The organism is Ruminococcus sp. 1001136sp1_2201st1_G3_2201SCRN_220225 (assembly GCF_040924365.1).
In the GTDB taxonomy this organism is placed as follows: Bacteria; Bacillota; Clostridia; order Lachnospirales; family Lachnospiraceae; genus Blautia_A; species Blautia_A faecis.
Genome location: NZ_JBCOME010000002.1, coordinates 115,348 through 135,126, shown reverse-complemented (window position 1 = coordinate 135,126; position 19,779 = coordinate 115,348). Strand labels below are relative to the sequence as shown.

Here is a 19,779-nt window from a genome sequence, read left to right as displayed (position 1 = left end):
AAACACATTATAAATGAACAATTATAGTTAGGAAGACCTAATAGATGCCATTTTTGTGTGGCACAAAGTGGAAGTACAGATTATAGGAATGATGATTGGGTACACTCAGGGAAGATTATGAACAGCAACGAACTTTATAAAGAAAGGAATCGTCTATGAGCGAATTATACATGATGGTTACCATCACCAACCGAAAATACATGTCGAAATTTGCAGCACTTTACCGGGAAAATCAGATAGAAGTAGGAACGGTTTCCCTTGGTATGGGAACTGCCTCAAGCTCCATCCTTGACTATATGGGATTAGAAGATGATGAGAAAAGCATCTGTTTTCACTTTGTGACAGAAGCTACCTGGAAAAAGGTGAAAAAGGGCTTGCAGAACCAGCTGCGGATCGACGTGCCCGGAACTGGGATTGCATTTACCATTCCCATGAGCAGCATTGGCGGCAAACGGGAATTGGGATTTCTCATTCAGGGACAGGAGTTTGTAAGAGAGGAGGAAGGTACATTGAAAGAGACAAAGCATGAACTGATCGTGGCAATTGCCAATTACGGATATAACACCCAGGTGATGAAAGCAGCAGAGGAGGGTGGCGCAACCGGCGGTACCGTTCTTCATGGAAAAGGGGTAGGAATGAAGCGCGCCGAACAGTTTCTTGGCGTTTCCCTGGTTTCCGAAAAAGAGGTGATCTTCATTGTGGCAAAATCAGAACAGAAAAATGCCATTATGAGTGCTATCATGGAAAAAGCCGGTCTCACCTCCAAAGCAGGAACCATCGTATTTTCCCTCCCCGTAACCAGCACAGCCGGGCTGCGGATCCTGGAAGATGAGGAAGAAAATTCGTAAACTCCACTTTTTTACGTGGAGAAGTCATGGAAATATTTGCAGATTGGTGATGCTTTTGCATTCTGAGATTATAGTAATAAAATTATGGTGACCGCTTTACAATAGAATAGAACTTATTTTTGAGGAGACATCCTATGCTTGGAAAGGCAATAAGAAAGGCGGTTTTACCTATTTTGCTGGCCAGTCTCATGGTGGGAACTGGCTGTCGGATTGTATATGGGAAAGCAGATATATCGTTGAATGAAAGGGCAGAAAATTTTACAAGTGATAATACCGCTGCATCCCCGGAAGAACAAGAAAAAACCACGGAGCCAGCAGCACCTGATGATGCGCTTGTGCAGGCACCTTCTGCTCTTTTAATGGAGGCCAGTACAGGCACTGTAATTTACGAAAAAGATTCGGATACCAGGCGAAGTCCAGCGAGTATTACAAAGATTATGACGTTAATCCTGATTTTCGATGCGTTGGAGAATGGTACACTGAAAATGGATGATCTGGTAACCACCAGTGCCTATGCGAAATCTATGGGTGGCTCCCAGGTATTTCTGGAGGAAGGAGAAACCCAGGACGTGGAGACTATGATCAAGTGCATTGTGATCGCCTCTGGAAATGACGCCAGTGTAGCAATGGCAGAGCATATTGGAGGCAGCGAGCAGGAATTTGTGCGGCAGATGAATGAGCGGGCAGCAGGGCTTGGAATGGAGAATACCCATTTTGTAGACTGCTGTGGATTGACAGAATCCACAGATCACTACACAACTGTCCGGGACATTGCCATTATGAGCCGGGAGCTGATCACCAAATATCCGAAGATCCTGGAGTACTCTTCTATATGGATGGAAAATATTACTCATGTGACCAGACAAGGCTCCAAAGAGTTTTGCTTAACGAACACTAACAAACTCCTTCGAAGCTACGACGGATGCATCGGTCTGAAAACTGGAAGTACCAGTCTGGCAAAGTATTGCGTATCTGCTGTGGCGTCCCGAAATAACATTACCTTGATTTCTGTAGTTATGGCAGCACCCGATTACAAAGTTCGTTTCAAGGACGCCGCTGCCATGCTGAACTACGGTTTTTCAAAATGCAGCTTTTACACGGATGAAAATCCCGAAAAGCTTCCCCAGATAGAGGTCCGAAAAGGAACCAAACCTACTACAGAAATAAAATATGAAAAGAACTTCCAGTATCTGAGCACCGACGGCAAAACCATAGGCGAAGTGGAACGGAAACTGAATCTGGAAACTCAGGTCCAGGCGCCTGTAAAAGAAGGCGATGTTGCCGGTACCCTGGAGTATTACCAGAATGGACAAAAGCTTGGAGAGGTGAACATTCTTTTTTCTGAAACTATAGAAAAAGCAACCTATAAAAACTGTCTGGAAAAGCTATTAAAGCTATTGTAAAGAACGTAGTATGGCAGGAAAACCTGATTTTCGCCTTTGCCTCTAAAAATAGTTATACAAATTACAGAAGCATTTTGACAAAACAGTCCTCGTCGGTTTATAATAAACTCTGTATGAAAATTTTTGCTGATGTCTTACAAAAATATAGCAGCAAAAGCGGAGGGAAATCATATGAAACAAGAGAAAAAACAGCCTGGCAGATTAAAGATGCTTGCAGGCTATTATAAACCATATAAGGGACTGTTTTTTGCAGATCTTTTTTTTGCATTCCTTGGGGCAGCAGTGACACTTGTCATTCCACTGATGGTTCGTTATATTATGAATTCCATAAGTGAAATGTCAGCGGATGAAGCGAAGACCATGATTTTGAAAATCGGGGTGGGAATGCTGGTACTGATCCTGGTGCAGCTTGGAAGCCGTTATTTTATTACCTATTATGGACATATGATGGGCGCTTATATTGAGCATGATATGCGAAACGAGATATTCAGCCATTACCAGAAGCTCTCTTTTGCATTTTATGATAATCAGAAGGTCGGCCAGCTTCTTTCCAGGATCACAAGTGATCTTTTTGATATTACAGAGCTTCTCCACCATGGACCGGAGGATATTCTGATCTCAGTGATCAAGCTGTTCGGAGCACTGATCATTCTTATGAATGTGAAGCCGCAGATGGCGCTGCTGTGCTTCGCAGTTGTAATTATTATGCTGATCTATGCACTGATTTATAATAAAAAGATGAAAAGTGCATTTAAGGAAAACCGTGTGCGCATGGGCGAGATCAACAGCCAGATCGAGGACAGTCTTTCCGGAATCCGTGTGGTAAAATCTTTTGGAAATGAGAAGCGCGAGATTGAGAAATTCCGTAAAGGAAATGAGCGTTTTGTGGATTCCAAGCGTGTGACTTACCGCTATATGGCAGGTTATCATGCAGGCATGGATGCGTTTACCACGCTGATCACAGTTACTGCACTGGTTTCCGGAGCCATGTTCCTGGCGGCAGGAGATTTAAGCGCCACAGATCTTGTGACCTTCCTTTTGTATATTAACAATTTTACAGAGCCGGTTACCAAGCTGGTAAACTTTACCGAGCAGTTCCAGAACGGCTACAGTGGTTATGACCGCTTCCTGGAAATGATGTCCATTGCGCCGGATATTGAGGATGCGCCGGATGCAGTTTCTATGGATCATGTAAAAGGAGATATCCGCTTCGAGAATGTTTCTTTCCACTATGAAGACCACAATGAAAAAGTACTTTCCAACGTAAATCTGGAGGTAAAGCCCGGTGACTATGTTGCCCTTGTAGGCACTTCCGGAGCTGGAAAGACTACCCTTTGCAGCCTGATCCCCAGATTTTATGATGTTTCATCCGGTGCCATTTATCTGGATGGAAAAGATATCCGAAAGATCAAACTGAAGGATCTTCGTAATCAGATTGGCATTGTGCAGCAGGATGTATACCTGTTTGCAGGAAACATTATGGAAAATATCCGGTATGGCCGTCCGGACGCTACCGATGAGGAAGTTATCCGCGCAGCCAAGCTTGCCAATGCCCACGACTTTATCATGGAAATGCCGGATAACTATGGCACAGACATTGGACAGCGCGGCGTGAAGCTTTCCGGAGGACAGAAACAGCGTCTTTCCATTGCGAGAGCTTTTCTGAAGAATCCGCCGATCCTGATTTTTGATGAGGCAACATCCGCCCTGGATAACGAAAGTGAGAAGGTAGTGCAGCAATCTCTGGAACGTCTTGCCAAAGACCGAACCACCTTTGTGATCGCCCATCGTCTTTCCACGATCCGCAATGCCAGAAGGATCCTGGTGCTGACCGAAGATGGAATTGCAGAAGAAGGTACACATCAGGAGCTGATGGAGAAGGACGGCGTATATGCGAAACTTTGCAAAGCCGGATTGTGATCGTAAACAGCAATTATATGCGAAAGGATGAATTGCAGAATGAAAGAAATAAGAACCGAAGACGCAGTGGGCCAGATCCTCTGCCATGATATTACACAGATTATAAAGGATGAGAAGAAAGGCGTTCTGTTTTCCAAAGGACATATTGTGAAAGAAGAGGACATTCCGCTGCTCCTTTCTGTTGGAAAAGAACATCTTTTTGTGTGGGAAAAGAAAGAAGGCATTCTTCATGAAAATGAGGGCGCTGATATCTTGTATAAAATCTGTGCAGGAGATTCCATGCATGGAACTGATGTGAAAGAAGGCAAGATCGAACTGGTAGCAGACGAGGATGGAGTTCTGAAAATCCGCAGAGATGCCCTTCTGGCAGTGAATTCTCTGGGGGAGATGATGATCGCTTCCCGCCACGGGGACTTCCCGGTAAAAAAAGGAGATAAACTGGCTGGCACCAGGATCATCCCTCTTGTAATCGAAAAAGAAAAAATGGACAAAGCTGTGGAAGCTGCTGGACCGGAACCGATTTTTTCCATTCTTCCCTATCACCTCAAAAAAGTTGGGATCGTTACAACTGGAAGCGAGGTAAAAAAAGGTCTGATTCAGGATACCTTTACCCCTGTATTAAAAGAAAAGCTTTCCGAGTACCCCACTGAGGTGATCGGTCAGACGACTCCGGGAGATGACAAGGCACAGATCACAGCCGACATTATGGAATTTATTAACCAGGGTGCAGATATGGTAGTCTGCAGCGGCGGCATGAGTGTAGATCCAGATGACCGTACACCTGGAGGAATCCGTGATACAGGAGCCAGAGTTGTTACTTACGGTGCACCGGTACTGCCAGGAGCCATGCTTCTCATCGCTTACTATGAGAAAGAGGGAAAACGCATCCCGATCCTTGGCCTTCCCGGATGTGTCATGTATGCGAAGCGCACTGTATTTGACCTGGTTCTGCCAAGAATCATGGCAGACGATGAAATTTTCCCGGAAGAAGTTGCTGCATACGGAGAAGGCGGTCTCTGCCTGAGCTGCAAAGTCTGTACCTTCCCCAATTGTGGATTTGGAAAGTAAGCAGGGCCTGGGGCGTGCAGATTGCAGAAGGCCTTTTTCAAACACGCTCTGGAAATTACAAAGTATTTAAGGAGATTTATGGAAAAATTTCGAACTGCAACCTATGAAGTCCATAACCCGAAAATAAAAAAAAGCGTGCGCTTTGCTGTTCTTGCAGACCTTCACGGAAGCATTTTCGGCGAAGAGAACAATACTTTGCTGAAAAAAATCCAGGAATATGCCCCTGATGCCATTCTTCTTGCCGGAGACATGGTGGTTCGGATGGATCCTTCCACCCTGGAAACCGCCAGGAAGCTGCTTTGTACATTGGCGAAGAACTTTCCTATTTTTTACGCCATGGGAAATCACGAAACCAAAATGAAGGCCAAAGAGCACATTTATCGGAATGAGTATCTGGAATATCAGGCAGAATTGAAACAAAAAGGAATCTGTTTCCTGGCAAATGAGAAGAACAAAGTTGTTCTGGCTGGCAATTCCTTTGTGGTAAATGGACTGGAACTTCCACTGGAATACTATCATAAGCCTTTTTCCCCGAAGCTCACTTCTGAAAAAATGGAAGAGCTTATGGGAAAGCCAGATCCGGAGGCCATAAATATTCTGCTTGCCCATAACCCCAAATATGGCAGAACCTATTTCCGCTGGGGTGCAGACCTGATCCTGTCTGGACATTACCATGGCGGTGTGCTCCGTTTTTCCAGACATGTGGGAGCCATCAGCTCTCAGTTTATACCTTTTCCCAAATACTGTTGCGGCGATTTTTACAAAAATGGCAAATGTATGATCGTAAGTGCAGGTCTTGGGGAACACACAGTGCCTCTTCGGATCCATAATCCAAGAGAGCTGATTTTTATAGAAATGAAACCGTAAGGGAGAGAGGAAAGCGCATGGCAATTCCCGTAAAACTGAATGTTTTTGAAGGACCGCTTGATCTGCTCCTTCACCTTATTGATAAAAATAAAATTGATATTTATGATATACCGATTGTGGAGATTACGGATCAGTACATGGAATACATTCACGCTATGGAAAAAGAAGACCTTGGTATTATGAGTGAGTTTATGGTCATGGCCGCTACGCTTCTGGATATCAAGTGCCGGATGCTTCTTCCAAAAGAGATCAATGAAGAAGGAGAAGAAGAGGATCCCAGAGCGGAGCTGGTTCAGAAACTTCTGGAATATAAGATGTATAAATATATGTCTTATGAGCTGAAGGACAAGATGGACGATGCCAGCGGCGTCTATTTCCGTGAGCCGGATGTGCCAAGGGAGGTGCTTCAGTACCGGGAACCAGTGGATCCCTCAGAACTTCTGGCTGGTCTTACTCTTGAGAAGTTAAACGCCATTTACCAGTCGATCATCAGGCGGCAGGACGACAGACGGGACCCTATCCGAAGCCAGTTTGGAAAAATCGAGAAGGAAGAAGTCAGTCTTTCTGATAAAATGCTGGAGATGAAAGAATTTGCAAAGACTCACAGGAAATTCAGCTTTCGGGACCTGTTGAAAAAGCAGTGCTCCAAAGTACAGGTAATCGTTACCTTCCTTTCTGTTCTGGAACTGATAAAAATGGGACACATTCATGTGGTTCAGGAAGAGATCTTTGATGACATCCAGATCAATGTTGTGACGGAGCCAGAAACCTGGAAGAATCTGACAGAGTTTGCAGAGGAAGAAGGATAGTATATGGAAATTAAACGATTAGAAGGTGCCGTTGAGGCAATTCTGTTTGCGATGGGTGAATCTGTGGAATTAGGTCAGATTGCGAAAGCAATTCAGCAGGATAAGCCGACTACAGAAAAATTACTCCATAATCTGATGGATAAATATAAGGATGAGGGAAGGGGAATCCAGATCATTGAGCTGGAAGGCTCTTATCAGCTGTGCACCAAACGGGATTACTATGGCTGTCTGATCCGGATTGCCATGCAGCCTAAGAAACCTGCCCTTACAGATGTTATGCTGGAAACGCTGTCTATTATTGCCTATAAGCAGCCTGTGACAAAAGCTGAGATTGAAAAGATCCGGGGAGTAAAAAGCGATCATGCAGTAAATAAGCTGGTTGAGTATAATCTGGTAAAGGAGCTTGGACGTCTTGATGCACCTGGACGGCCGATCCTTTTCGGCACTACAGAAGAATTTCTTCGCACATTTGGTGTGCAGGGTCTGGAAGAGCTGCCGGCTGTGGATCCGGTAAAAATGGCGGATTTTAAGGCTGAGGCCGAAGAGGAAGTACAGCTGAAGCTGGATATATAAGACAGGACAAGTAAGCCACAGATAAACTGCAGACGATATAACAGAACAAGTAAGCCGCGGATAAACTGCAGACAATGAAACAGGACAAGTAAGCCGCAGATAAACTGCAGGCGATAAGACAGGAGAGAAAAAATGCCCACAACATATGCACATGATTTGTTTGGTCAGAAAGTATACAGACAATTGCCCGATCAAGTGAAAGAAATTATTCGGAAAAACGGTGAACTGTATCGGATCGGTCTTCACGGACCGGATATTTTCTTCTATTATTTTATTTTTAAGAATCACGTAAGCAGTGTAGGATACCGTATGCACAAAGAAAAAGCCCGGGCTTTTTTTACCCAGGGAATGGCGCAGGTCAGAGAGACTGGTGATGAGGCACTTCTTGCCTATCTTCTTGGCTTTGGCTGTCATTATCTTCTGGACTCTTCCTGTCATCCTTTTGTAAATGAAATGAATGATAAGGGCAGGATTTCCCACAGCCTTCTGGAAATTGAATTTGACCGCTTCCTTATGGAAGAAAATGGAAAAAATCCATATGCCTTTTATCCTTCTGATTGTATCAAAGCAAAACGCAAAAATGCAGCGGAAATCCACAAGGCTTTTCCTCTTGTAAAAACAGGAGATATTCTTCTGAGCCTTAAACTGATGAAATTTATGACAAATCTGCTGGTATGTGACGATGGCGGGACAAGACGGGCGCGCTTGTCGAAGCTTTCCAGCCTTGGAGGAAGAAGAGCACAGTCTGCTTTGATCGATCACTATATGATGGCTCAGCCGGCAGGTGGCAGCAGGGAACCTGTGGAACAGCTGAATACATTGTTTGAAAAAGAGGTGAAAGAGGCACCGGCAGAATTGTTGGAGCTGTATCAGCTTTCCCAGGAGGACAGGCTGTTGTCTGAGCGATGGGATCTGACTTACAATGGTTAGCTGTGATATACAAATTGAAAATTGAACCAATTTCAGGGACAGGTATTTCTGTAAGATACCTGTTCTTTTTATCAGGTAAAACTTGTAGAGTGAGCTTTGCATAGTTTGGGACAGGTTCGCGTAAAATACTATAAACGGAATGTGGGGTGGACTATGAAAAGCAGATACAGATTCTTTTGTCTTACACTGACTTTTGTACTTGTTTTATGCACTGCTGGCCAGGTGTCAGGAAGCACTGGCACAGACGAAAAAAAGGCTGTCAGCTCCATTGTGCAGATGATACCGGCAGCTGTTGATATGAAAGAAACAGACGGACCTGGAAATCTCTATGCCTTATCCGCAGTTCTTATGGATGGGGATTCTGGCCGGGTACTGTACGAAAAAGAGGGCTATATAGCTCGTCCGAATGCCAGTACCACAAAGGTAATGACCTGTATCCTTGCCTTGGAGAAGGGCTCCGGTGATGATTATGTAATGGTGTCAGAAAATGCGGCCTCTCAACCAGAAGTAAAGCTGAATTTAAAGGAAGGGGAGCAGTATTACCTGGAAGATCTTCTTTATTCTTTAATGTTGAAAAGCCATAATGATACGGCCGTGGCAATTGCTGAACACATTGGCGGTTCTGTGGAAGGGTTTGCAAAAATGATGAATGCAAAAGCAAAGGAGATTGGCTGCACGAACACTCATTTTGTTACGCCGAACGGTCTTGACAGTGCAGATGCAGGAGGCATTCATCAGACTACCGCAAGAGATCTGGCTTTGATCATGAGCTATGCGGTGAAAAATAAAGCATTTCTTCATATTACACAGACCAGGGATTATTCTTTTTCTGATATTTCAGGAAAACGTCAGTTTTCTGTCCATAATGCAAATGCATTTCTTGATATGACTCCGGACGCCATTTCAGGAAAAACAGGTTTTACAGGAAATGCGGGTTATTGTTATGTGGCAGCCTGTGAAAATGAGGAAAGAAAATTTATTATTTCCCTTCTTGGCTGCGGCTGGCCGAATAATAAGACATATAAATGGAAAGATGCCATGAAACTGCTGGAATATGGCAAAGCAAATTTTCACAAGGAAACCTACTGGCAGGAGCCGGAGATTCCGGCTATACCAGTAAAGGATGGGACTGACGAAAGCAGCGGGAAAGAATCTGGTAAAGAAAACCAGGAAAATTCCGGGAAAATTTTCACAGAAATCGGGACAGGTTTCGCAGATGCATATATAAATGGACAGATCCAGGCATCCGATTCTGACAAAAAGAAGCAGATCCTTCTGAAAGAAGGGGAAAAGATTACCTGTCGTCTGCGTATTGAGAAAAATTTGACAGCGCCTGTGAAAAAGGGGCAGAAAATTGGTCAGGTCACTTTTAGCCTTGGAGAACTTGTCCTGGATAACTATTTTGTGACAGCAGATCGCAATATCGTCAAAATCACCTATTTATGGTGTGCAAACAAGGTGTTTCATGACTTTTTTCACTAAAAAGCCTGACGGAATATGTATGATATATAAAAAAATCCCCCGAAAATCGAGGGATTTTTTTGCATAAAAACACGGAAAACTATTGAAAAATTGTGTGAAAAAATGTACAATTAGAATCGGCAGAATTTTTGGTTATACTTTTAAATTATTATAAAATGGAGGGCAAGAAAGAATGAGTAACGCAACACAAAGTTTAGCGGGCACAAGAATCACTTCTTTGCTTGACGCGAACAGTTTTGTTGAGATCGGCCAAAGTGTAACAGCCAGAAATACAGATTTCAACATGACTGAAAAAAAAGCACCTTCAGACGGTGTTATTACCGGATATGGTGTAATCGATGGAAATCTGGTGTATGTGTACAGCCAGGATGTTTCCGTACTGAACGGAACAGTTGGTGAAATGCATGCCAAGAAGATTACCAGACTTTATGATATGGCTATGAAGACCGGTGCTCCGGTGATCGGCCTGATCGATTGTGCAGGTCTCCGTCTTCAGGAGGCAACTGACGCATTGGAAGCATTCGGTGAAATTTATATGAAACAGACTCTGGCATCCGGACTGATTCCACAGATCACAGGTATCTTCGGTACCTGCGGTGGTGGTATGGCACTTGTACCGGCACTGACAGACTTCACATTTGTTGAAGAGAAGAAAGGCAAACTGTTTGTAAACACCCCGAACGCCCTTGAAGGCAATCACGTTTCCAAATGTGACACATCCTCTGCCAGATTCCAGAGCGAAGAGACAGGTCTTGTAGACGGAATCGGTACTGAGGACGAGATCCTTGGTAAAATCCGTGAACTCGTAACATATCTGCCATCTAACTGCGAAGACACTGATTCTTACATGGAGTGCACAGACGACCTGAACCGTGTATGCGAGGATATTGAGAACTGCACAGGCGACACAGCCATTGCACTTTCCAGAATCGCTGATAACGGACAGTTCTTCGAGGTAAAAGCTGACTACGGCAAGAGTGTTGCTGTTGGATTTATCAGACTGAACGGCGCTACCGTTGGTGCTGTTGCAAACAGAAGCGAGAGCTATGATGTAGAAGGCAAAAAGGTATGGGAGTCTGATGGTACCCTTAGTGCACGCGGTGCAAGAAAAGCAGCAGAGTTCGTAAAATTCTGTGACGCTTTCGAGATCCCGGTACTTACTCTTACAAATGTAAACGGCTTTAAGGCTACTGTATGTGGCGAGAAGATGATGGCGAAATCTGTCGGAGCACTGGTTCATGCATTTGCAGACGCTACTGTTCCGAAGGTTAACGTTGTGATCGGCAAAGCATTTGGAACCGCTTACACAGCTATGAACAGCAAAGCAATCGGTGCAGACATGGTATACGCATGGGAGAACGCAGAGATCGGTATGATGGATGCAGACCTTGCAGCCAAGATCATGTATGCAGGCGATGACGCAGCAGCTCTTACTGAGAAAGCAGCTGAGTACAGAGAACTTCAGAACTCTGTTTCCTCTGCAGCAGCAAGAGGATATGTTGACACCATTATCAGCCCGGCTGATACAAGAAAATATGTGATCGGTGCATTTGAAATGCTGTTCACAAAAAGGGAAGAACGTCCGTCCAAGAAACACGGCACGGTCTAAGCGAGGTGGAGCATATGAAACAGATTTTTAAGAAAGTATCCTCCCTTTGCACAGTACTTCTCATGATGGCAGTTCTCACTCTTACCGGAGTATCCTCCGTATGGGCAGCTGATGAGGTTGATGACACGGTAAAGCAGACCCTGGTCACTACCGCTGAGGGACTTACCGATACCATCATTGCTCTCAGTGATGAAGATATTGAGAATTATACCAAGTCATCTGATGAGTTTACTGTTGGAGCAATGACTGCATGGGCAGGCTCCAAGGATGAAGTTGGGGCTTTAAAGGAGAGAACCGGAGAGACAGAGGTGAAGGCTTCTGACGATGGATATACCGTTACTGTACCGGTCTCCTTCGAGAAAGCAGATGCAAATTTCGTTTATATTTTCGATGCTTCTACAGGAACACCTACATCCCTTACTGTTGATGTACAGTATTCCATGGCTGAGACCTTAAGAAGAGCTGTTATGAATACTATCATGGGTATTGCAATCGTATTCATCGTTCTTATTTTCCTGAGCTTCCTGATCTATCTGTTCAGATTCATCCCGAATCCGGAAGCAAAGAAAAAAGCTCAGGCTGCAGCAGCCCCTGCCCCTGCACCGGTGGCAGCACCAGTGGAAGCTGCAGAAGCAGACGATACAGAACTGATCGCGGTTATCGCAGCAGCAATTGCAGCAGCTGAGGGAACCACTACAGATGGATTCGTTGTTCGTTCCATCCGCAAAATCAATCGTAAAAAGAGATAAATACAGGAGGATCCTAAAATGAAAAGTTATACAATTACCGTTAACGGAACAGCATATGAAGTAACTGTTGAAGAGACAGGAAGCGTTTCCGCACCAGCAGCTGCAGCTCCTGCAGCAGCTCCGAAAGCAGCACCGGCACCGAAGGCAGCTCCTAAGGCAGCAGCCGGAGCAGGCGCAGTTAAGGTTGCAGCTTCCGTACCTGGAAAGGTTCTGAAAATCGCAGCAAGCGTTGGACAGGCTGTAAAAGCCGGTGACAACATTGTAATCCTGGAATCCATGAAGATGGAGATCCCGGTTGTAGCTCCTCAGGACGGAACCGTTGCAAGCATTGACGTTGCAGAAGGTGCCTCTGTAGAAAATGGAGATACCCTGGCAACAATGAACTAAGTCGGGAGGTAATAGGATGTCTTACGTAGCAGACACTTTGTCCAACCTGATCCATCAGACCGCATTTTTTAATCTGACATGGGGTAACTACCTGATGATCGTGGTTGCTTGTGTATTCTTATATCTTGCCATTGCAAAGGGATTTGAGCCTCTGCTGCTTGTTCCCATTGCATTTGGTATGCTCCTTGTTAATATTTATCCGGACATTATGGCAAATCCGGAAGACATGTCCAACGGTGTTGGTGGTCTTCTTCATTACTTCTACATCCTTGATGAGTGGAGTATTCTTCCTTCCCTTATCTTTATGGGTGTAGGTGCCATGACAGACTTTGGTCCGCTGATCGCGAATCCGAAAAGCTTCCTGATGGGTGCTGCAGCGCAGCTCGGTATCTATATAGCTTACTTCCTTGCAATCTTCCTTGGATTCAATGGAAAAGCAGCAGCAGCAATCTCCATCATCGGTGGTGCAGATGGTCCGACCTCCATTTTCCTTGCTGGTAAGCTTGGTCAGACTGCTCTTATGGGACCGATCGCCGTGGCGGCATATTCCTATATGTCACTGGTTCCGATCATCCAGCCTCCGATCATGAAACTGTTTACTACTGAGAAAGAGCGTAAAATCAAGATGGAGCAGCTTCGTCCTGTATCCAAGCTTGAGAAGATCCTCTTCCCAATCGTAATCACAATCGTTGTCTGCATGATTCTTCCGACAACAGCTCCTCTGGTTGGTATGCTTATGCTTGGTAACCTGTTCAGAGAGTGCGGCGTTGTAAAACAGCTTACAGAGACAGCTTCCAATGCACTTATGTACATCGTAGTTATCCTTCTTGGTACATCTGTTGGTGCTTCCACAAGTGCAGAGGCATTCCTGAATGTGGACACTTTGAAGATCGTTGTATTAGGTCTTGTGGCATTTGCATGTGGTACTTTCGGCGGTGTTATGCTCGGAAAGGTTATGTGCAAGCTTACAGGCGGCAAGATCAATCCGCTTATTGGTTCCGCCGGTGTATCTGCGGTACCTATGGCAGCCCGTGTTTCCCAGAAGGTTGGTGCTGAGGCAGATCCTACCAACTTCCTTCTGATGCATGCAATGGGACCAAACGTTGCCGGTGTTATCGGTACAGCCGTTGCTGCAGGAGCATTTATGGCTATTTACGGAATCTAATAATGATACCAGAAATTCGGATTTTTCCCGGCTTTCTATAGTGAAACCGGGAAGTCCGGATGAACTAAATAAATAAGGAGAACAATTATGGCAGAAATTGAAAAAAAACCTGTTAAAATTGTGGAAACTATTCTGCGTGATGCACATCAGTCCCTGATTGCAACCCGTATGACAACAGAGCAGATGCTTCCAATCGTTGATAAACTTGATAAAGTAGGCTACCATGCAGTTGAGTGCTGGGGCGGTGCTACTTTCGATGCAAGCCTTCGTTTCCTTCATGAGGATCCGTGGGAAAGACTTCGTAAATTACGTGCAGGATTTAAGAACACAAAGCTGCAGATGCTTTTCCGTGGCCAGAACATTCTTGGATACCGTCCATACGCTGATGATGTTGTAGAGTATTTTGTTCAGAAATCTCTGGCAAATGGTATCGATATCATCCGTATTTTCGACTGTATGAACGACCTTCGCAACCTTCAGACTGCTGTACATGCTGCAAACAAAGAGCATGGCCATGCACAGGTTGCTCTTTCCTATACACTTGGTGATGCTTATACTCTTGAGTACTGGACAAGCATTGCGAAACGTATCGAGGAAATGGGTGCAGACTCTATCTGTATCAAAGATATGGCCGGTCTTCTTCTTCCATATAAGGCAACTGAGCTTGTTACAGCCCTGAAAGAGACTGTTAAGATCCCGATCGATCTTCATACACATTACACCTCTGGTGTAGCTTCCATGACTTACTTAAAAGCTGTTGAAGCTGGTGTTGATATCATCGATACTGCAATGTCTCCATTTGCACTGGGTACTTCCCAGCCTGCAACTGAGGTTATGGTTGAGACCTTCAAAGGCACTCCATATGATACCGGATTTGATCAGCAGCTTCTTGCTGAGATCGCAGACTACTTCCGTCCAATGCGTGACGAGGCTCTTGAGAGCGGCCTTCTGAATCCGAAGAACCTTGGCGTAAACATTAAGACTCTTCTGTATCAGGTACCGGGTGGTATGTTATCCAACCTTACTTCCCAGCTGAAAGAGCAGCATGCAGAAGACAAGTTCTATGATGTTCTTGAGGAAGTTCCGCGTGTGCGTAAAGACCTTGGTGAGCCGCCGCTTGTTACTCCGTCTTCCCAGATCGTTGGTACACAGGCTGTATTTAACGTTCTCATGGGCGAGAGATACAAGATGGTTACCAAAGAGACAAAGGATGTTCTCAGCGGAAAATATGGCGCTACAGCAAAACCATTCAATCCGGAAGTTCAGAAGAAATGCATCGGTGATACGAAGCCGATCACATGCCGTCCGGCAGATCTTCTTGAGAATGAGCTGGGCAAACTTGAAGGCGAGATGGCACAGTATAAAGAGCAGGATGAGGACGTTCTGTCCTATGCACTGTTCCCACAGGTTGCTACTGACTTCTTCAAGTATCGTCAGGCTCAGGAGAAAAAGGTGGATGAGACTGTTGCTGATACCAAAAACGGAGCATATCCGGTTTAATCAGTGAGGAATAAGGATTTCTATGGGACAGGTTATATGCTGATCCTATAGAAATTACGACGAAAGACACGTGCAGAGAAGGTTTTTGCACGTGTCTTTTTAAAAAATATACACAAAACTGTTTGAATCCGGTATGAAAAAAATATTCTACAGTGGGCAAATATCGCCAGGGGCGGCTGGTCACAACCTGGGAATTCCGCAGAAAAAGGTTTTCGAACAGATTTATGAAAGGTATCTAAATGAGTAAAATATTGATCGTAGGCGGCGGAGCTGCTGGAATGATGGCCGGTGTTTATCTGGCAAGGGCAGGACATGAGGTCCACATTCTGGAGAAAAATGAGAAACTTGGAAAGAAAGTGTATATTACAGGAAAAGGCAGATGCAATGTTACAAATAACTGTGACACGGAAGAACTGTTCCGGGCAGTTATGTCTAACCCGAAATTCCTGTACAGTGCTTTCTATTCTTTTACACCCCAGGACGTAATGGAATTCTTTGAAGAAGCGGGAGTTCCACTGAAGACAGAGAGAGGTAACCGGGTTTTCCCTGTGTCTGACCATTCTTCAGATATTATCCGCGGTCTGGAACGGGAACTTAAGAAAGCTGGCGCATATATCCATCTTCGCACAGAGGTGAAAAATGTGAAGGTCAGTCCTTATGAGGAACCGGACGTGGATGAGAAAAAGGCACATCACAGCCAGGTAACCGGTGTAGAACTGGCAGATGGAAGTTTTATGGAGGGCGACCATGTTCTGGTTGCCACTGGAGGACTTTCCTATCAGTCAACAGGCTCCACAGGGGATGGTTATCGCTTTGCAGAGGAAACCGGCCATAAAGTAACGGAGCTTTCTCCGTCTCTGGTTCCTCTTAAGACAAAAGAGGATTATATCCCAAGACTTCAGGGACTTTCCTTAAAAAACTCTGAACTTACGATTAAGTCAGGCAAAAAGGTGCTTTTCCAGGATTTTGGCGAGATGATGTTCACCCACTTTGGCGTGACAGGCCCCATGATTTTATCTGCAAGCGCACATATTGGCAAACAACTGCAGAAATCCGGAGAGCTGAATGCTTATCTGGATCTGAAGCCTGCCCTTACCATGGAACAGCTGGATGCCAGAATTCTGCGGGAATTTGAGGCAGGACAGAACAAACAGTTTAAGAATGTGATCGGCGTACTTTTTCCATCATCCCTTACACCTGTCATGCTGGAACTGGGTGGTATTTCTCCGGAAAAAAAGATACACGATATTTCCAGGGAAGAAAGAATGCACTTTGAAGAACTGGTGAAAGCTTTCCCATTTACCATCAATGGAATGGGAGAATATAAAGAAGCAGTTATTACAAGAGGTGGTGTTTCTGTGAAGGATATCCAGCCTGGTACTATGGAATCCAGAAGGGTAAAGAAGCTTTATTTTATCGGAGAAGTACTGGATCTGGATGCAGTGACCGGCGGTTATAATCTCCAGATTGCATGGTCTACCGCATATCTTGCAGCTATGGCATTGAAAAATGAATAAAAATCTGTTATAAATGTAAGAAGTGAAAAAACTGCGATTTAAGAGGAGGTAACAGAGAAAATGGGATGTAACATTGCCATTGACGGGCCGGCAGGAGCAGGCAAAAGCACAATTGCAAAGAGAGTGGCAAAGGAACTGTCTTTTATTTATGTAGATACAGGCGCTATGTACCGTGCCGTTGCACTTTATTTGCTGAGAAATGAAATTGACGGAACAGATGCGGAAGCAGTTGCAGGTAACTGTCAGAGCGCTGAGGTTTCCATTCGATATGAAAATGGAGAGCAAGTTGTAATTCTTAACGGTGAGAATGTAAATCAGTATATCCGTACGGAAGAGGTTGGAAACATGGCATCCAAAACATCTGCAAACCCGGCGGTAAGGGCACATCTTCTCAATCTTCAGAGAAATCTGGCAGCAAAGAACGATGTGGTAATGGATGGCAGGGATATTGGAACTGTAGTTCTTCCGGACGCACAGGTGAAGATTTATCTTACTGCCAGCGTGGAGACCAGAGCTAAGAGGCGTTATGATGAATATCTTGCCAAGGGCGAGAGTGCTGATCTTGAAGAAATCAAGAAAGACATTGAAAACCGGGATCATCAGGATATGACAAGAGAAATTTCTCCTCTTCGCCAGGCTGAGGATGCAGTGCTTGTGGATTCTTCTCTTATGAACATTGATGAAGTGGTAGCTGCGATCCTTGGAATTTACAAAGATAAGGTGGAATAAACCATGGAAGTAAAAGTTGCAAAAACAGCAGGCTTTTGCTTTGGCGTGCAGCGTGCAGTAGATAAGGTATATGAACTGATCGACAGCTGTCCGGACAGGCTTTTTACCCTGGGCCCCATCATCCACAATGAAGAAGTGGTAAATGATCTGGAAAAGAAAGGTGTCCGTGTTGCTTCAGAAGAAGAACTGAAAACTCTTCCAGAGGGCAGCACCGTAGTGATCCGCTCACACGGTGTTGGAAAAAAAGTCTACGATCAGCTGGAAGAGTGCGGCCTTTCCTATGTGGACGTGACCTGTCCTTTTGTCCTGAAGATCCACCGGATTGTGGAAAAGGAGAGCAAAGCCGGTTCCCATATTGTGATCATTGGAGATCCGGATCATCCTGAGGTTGTGGGAATCTGCGGCTGGTGTATAGGACCATATACTGTGATCCGCACCAAACAGGACGCACTGGATTTCGTGCCTCCGGAAGGCAAAAATGTGTGCATTGTGTCGCAGACCACATTTAATTATAATAAATTTAAAGATTTAGTTGAAATTCTCCGCAAAAAGAGGTATGATAATACTGTTTTAAATATTCTTAATATTTTAAACACTATTTGTAATGCTACCGAAGAACGGCAGAGAGAAGCAAAGAGCATAGCCGGAGAGGTAGACACTATGTTAGTCGTAGGAGGCCGACATAGTTCCAATACTCAAAAGCTGTTTGAAATATGTAAAAAGGAATGTGAAAATACTTACTATATACAAACACCTGTAGACTTGGATTCAGATATGTTCCAATGCAGTAGTTATGTAGGTATTACAGCAGGGGCTTCAACCCCAAAGAAAATTATTGAGGAGGTTCAAGAACATGTCAGAATTAAGTTTTGAACAGATGCTGGAAGATTCCGTAAAAACAATCAGAAATGGAGAAATCGTACAGGGAAAGGTCATCGATGTGAAAGAAGATGAAATTATCCTGAATATTGGCTATAAAGCTGATGGTATTATCACCAAGAGTGAATATAGCAATGATCCTTCCGTAGTACTCACAGACGCTGTACATGTAGGTGACTCCATGGAAGCCAAAGTGCTTAAGGTAAACGATGGCGAAGGCCAGGTTATCTTAACCTACAAGAGACTTGCTGCAGAGAAAGGCAATAAACGCCTTGAGGAAGCATTCGAGAACCAGGAAGTATTAAAGGCTCCTGTAACTCAGGTACTTGACGGTGGATTATGTGTTAACGTTGAGGAGACACGTGTATTCATTCCTGCAAGCCTTGTTTCCGACACATATGAGAAAGATCTCAGCAAATATGCTGATCAGGAGATTGAGTTCGTTATCACAGAGTTCAATCCAAGAAGACGCCGCATCATTGGTAACCGCAAACAGCTTCTTGTTGCTGAGAAAGCTAAGAAACAGCAGGAGCTTATGGAGCGTATCCATGTTGGCGATACAGTAGAGGGTGTTGTTAAGAACGTTACAGATTTTGGTGCATTCATCGATCTGGGCGGCGCTGACGGACTGCTTCACATCTCTGAGATGTCCTGGGGCAGAGTAGAGAACCCGAAGAAAGTCTTCACAGTTGGTGAGACTGTTAAAGTTATGATCAAAGATATCAAGGGCGAGAAGATTGCTCTTACAATGAAATTCCCGGAGGAGAATCCATGGCTTACAGCTGCTGAGGATTTCGCTGTTGGAAACGTAGTAACTGGTAAAGTTGCACGTATGACAGACTTCGGTGCATTTGTTGAGCTTGCACCTGGCGTAGATGCACTTCTTCATGTATCTCAGATTTCCAGAGAGCACGTTGCAAAACCATCTGATGTGCTTACAATCGGACAGGAGATCCAGGCTAAAGTTGTTGATTTCAATGGCGAAGACAAGAAGATCAGCCTTAGCATGAAAGCTCTTGAGGCTCCGGCTGAGGAAGAGTCTGTAGAGGAATAATTTAACCAAGAGGGATGTGTTGTGCATTTCTTTTATCCCATGTAAATAACCGCCATTCACAGGATTTGTGAATGGCGGTTGGTTTTGATATCATGAATATGATATTAGTAAAAAGACATTGTCTGTTAGAGCGTGTCTGGAAAAGGCTTTCTGCAAGATGTGCATCACAATTTGCGGGAATGATTTTTCAGATACGCTCTGGGGATGATGTCTTTTTTACGTGAGATTTTACGTGCTTTGGAAGTTTGAGTATGTTTGAAAAAGGTTTTGGGAATTTTGGAATATGGGTT

At 44.5% G+C, this 19,779-nt stretch carries 20 protein-coding genes; 19 read left to right on the top strand and 1 reads right to left on the bottom strand.

Annotated features, from left to right (window positions below; all coding sequences use genetic code 11):
- The first annotated feature begins 155 nt into the window (after window positions 1-155).
- The 19 genes from AB5642_RS01655 to rpsA all read left to right on the top strand — a co-directional run bounded on the left by AB5642_RS01655 (window position 156) and on the right by rpsA (window position 19,489).
- Window positions 156-848 carry a P-II family nitrogen regulator gene (locus AB5642_RS01655; RefSeq protein ID WP_118578026.1) on the top strand — a complete coding sequence of 231 codons (693 nt, stop codon included), beginning with the start codon at window positions 156-158 and terminating at the stop codon, window positions 846-848.
- 134 nt (window positions 849-982) lie between these two features.
- On the top strand, window positions 983-2,251 hold the full coding sequence (locus AB5642_RS01650) for a D-alanyl-D-alanine carboxypeptidase family protein (RefSeq protein WP_173736118.1): 1,269 nt from the start codon (window positions 983-985) through the stop codon (window positions 2,249-2,251).
- A 171-nt stretch (window positions 2,252-2,422) separates the two neighbouring features.
- Window positions 2,423-4,171 (top strand): ABC transporter ATP-binding protein, encoded by a 1,749-nt coding sequence (locus AB5642_RS01645; RefSeq protein WP_118578027.1) that lies wholly within the window; start codon window positions 2,423-2,425, stop codon window positions 4,169-4,171.
- A gap of 39 nt (window positions 4,172-4,210) precedes the next feature.
- Window positions 4,211-5,239 (top strand): molybdopterin-binding protein, encoded by a 1,029-nt coding sequence (locus AB5642_RS01640; protein WP_368371419.1) that lies wholly within the window; start codon window positions 4,211-4,213, stop codon window positions 5,237-5,239.
- Window positions 5,221-5,346: a DUF6783 domain-containing protein gene (locus tag AB5642_RS01635; protein WP_368356998.1), complete on the top strand. Its 126-nt coding sequence runs from the start codon at window positions 5,221-5,223 to the stop codon at window positions 5,344-5,346. Before AB5642_RS01640 ends, AB5642_RS01635 begins: the two co-directional genes overlap by 19 nt.
- Window positions 5,318-6,106: a metallophosphoesterase gene (locus AB5642_RS01630; RefSeq protein ID WP_148461981.1), complete on the top strand. Its 789-nt coding sequence runs from the start codon at window positions 5,318-5,320 to the stop codon at window positions 6,104-6,106. The genes AB5642_RS01635 and AB5642_RS01630 overlap by 29 nt, the downstream gene beginning before the upstream one ends.
- 17 nt (window positions 6,107-6,123) lie before the next feature.
- Entirely contained in the window at window positions 6,124-6,915 is a 792-nt protein-coding gene (locus tag AB5642_RS01625; RefSeq protein ID WP_148461982.1) for a ScpA family protein, read from the top strand.
- Between the two features lie 3 nt (window positions 6,916-6,918).
- Window positions 6,919-7,488, top strand: a complete 570-nt coding sequence (gene scpB, locus AB5642_RS01620; protein WP_118578031.1) for an SMC-Scp complex subunit ScpB — start codon at window positions 6,919-6,921, stop codon at window positions 7,486-7,488.
- A gap of 132 nt (window positions 7,489-7,620) precedes the next feature.
- A complete protein-coding gene (locus AB5642_RS01615) occupies window positions 7,621-8,418 on the top strand; it encodes a zinc dependent phospholipase C family protein (protein WP_148461983.1) in 798 nt (265 codons plus the stop codon).
- A gap of 153 nt (window positions 8,419-8,571) precedes the next feature.
- The gene (locus AB5642_RS01610) at window positions 8,572-9,900 is read left to right on the top strand and encodes a D-alanyl-D-alanine carboxypeptidase family protein (protein ID WP_243879967.1); all 1,329 of its coding nucleotides are present in this window, start codon (window positions 8,572-8,574) and stop codon (window positions 9,898-9,900) included.
- A gap of 172 nt (window positions 9,901-10,072) precedes the next feature.
- On the top strand, window positions 10,073-11,509 hold the full coding sequence (locus AB5642_RS01605) for an acyl-CoA carboxylase subunit beta (RefSeq protein ID WP_227199146.1): 1,437 nt from the start codon (window positions 10,073-10,075) through the stop codon (window positions 11,507-11,509).
- Window positions 11,510-11,523: 14 nt separating this feature from the next.
- Window positions 11,524-12,258: an OadG family transporter subunit gene (locus AB5642_RS01600; protein ID WP_173769066.1), complete on the top strand. Its 735-nt coding sequence runs from the start codon at window positions 11,524-11,526 to the stop codon at window positions 12,256-12,258.
- An 18-nt stretch (window positions 12,259-12,276) separates the two neighbouring features.
- Window positions 12,277-12,645, top strand: a complete 369-nt coding sequence (locus AB5642_RS01595) for a biotin/lipoyl-binding carrier protein (RefSeq protein ID WP_118578036.1) — start codon at window positions 12,277-12,279, stop codon at window positions 12,643-12,645.
- A 16-nt stretch (window positions 12,646-12,661) separates the two neighbouring features.
- Complete coding sequence (locus AB5642_RS01590; RefSeq protein WP_148461987.1) at window positions 12,662-13,810, top strand: sodium ion-translocating decarboxylase subunit beta; 1,149 nt, start codon at window positions 12,662-12,664, stop codon at window positions 13,808-13,810.
- 87 nt (window positions 13,811-13,897) lie between these two features.
- Window positions 13,898-15,310, top strand: coding sequence for an oxaloacetate decarboxylase subunit alpha (locus tag AB5642_RS01585; RefSeq protein ID WP_148461988.1), 1,413 nt, complete (start codon window positions 13,898-13,900; stop codon window positions 15,308-15,310).
- A gap of 239 nt (window positions 15,311-15,549) precedes the next feature.
- The gene (locus AB5642_RS01580) at window positions 15,550-16,827 is read left to right on the top strand and encodes an NAD(P)/FAD-dependent oxidoreductase (RefSeq protein WP_148461989.1); all 1,278 of its coding nucleotides are present in this window, start codon (window positions 15,550-15,552) and stop codon (window positions 16,825-16,827) included.
- A 60-nt stretch (window positions 16,828-16,887) separates the two neighbouring features.
- Window positions 16,888-17,556, top strand: a complete 669-nt coding sequence (cmk, locus tag AB5642_RS01575) for a (d)CMP kinase (protein WP_148461990.1) — start codon at window positions 16,888-16,890, stop codon at window positions 17,554-17,556.
- A 3-nt stretch (window positions 17,557-17,559) separates the two neighbouring features.
- The gene (gene ispH / locus AB5642_RS01570; protein WP_148461991.1) at window positions 17,560-18,429 is read left to right on the top strand and encodes a 4-hydroxy-3-methylbut-2-enyl diphosphate reductase; all 870 of its coding nucleotides are present in this window, start codon (window positions 17,560-17,562) and stop codon (window positions 18,427-18,429) included.
- Window positions 18,410-19,489 (top strand): 30S ribosomal protein S1, encoded by a 1,080-nt coding sequence (rpsA, locus tag AB5642_RS01565; RefSeq protein ID WP_118578042.1) that lies wholly within the window; start codon window positions 18,410-18,412, stop codon window positions 19,487-19,489. Before ispH ends, rpsA begins: the two co-directional genes overlap by 20 nt.
- 1 nt (window position 19,490) lies before the next feature.
- Here the strand turns inward: rpsA and AB5642_RS01560 are convergent, their stop codons facing one another.
- Entirely contained in the window at window positions 19,491-19,670 is a 180-nt protein-coding gene (locus AB5642_RS01560; protein ID WP_368365915.1) for a DUF6783 domain-containing protein, read from the bottom strand.
- Window positions 19,671-19,779 lie beyond the last annotated feature (109 nt).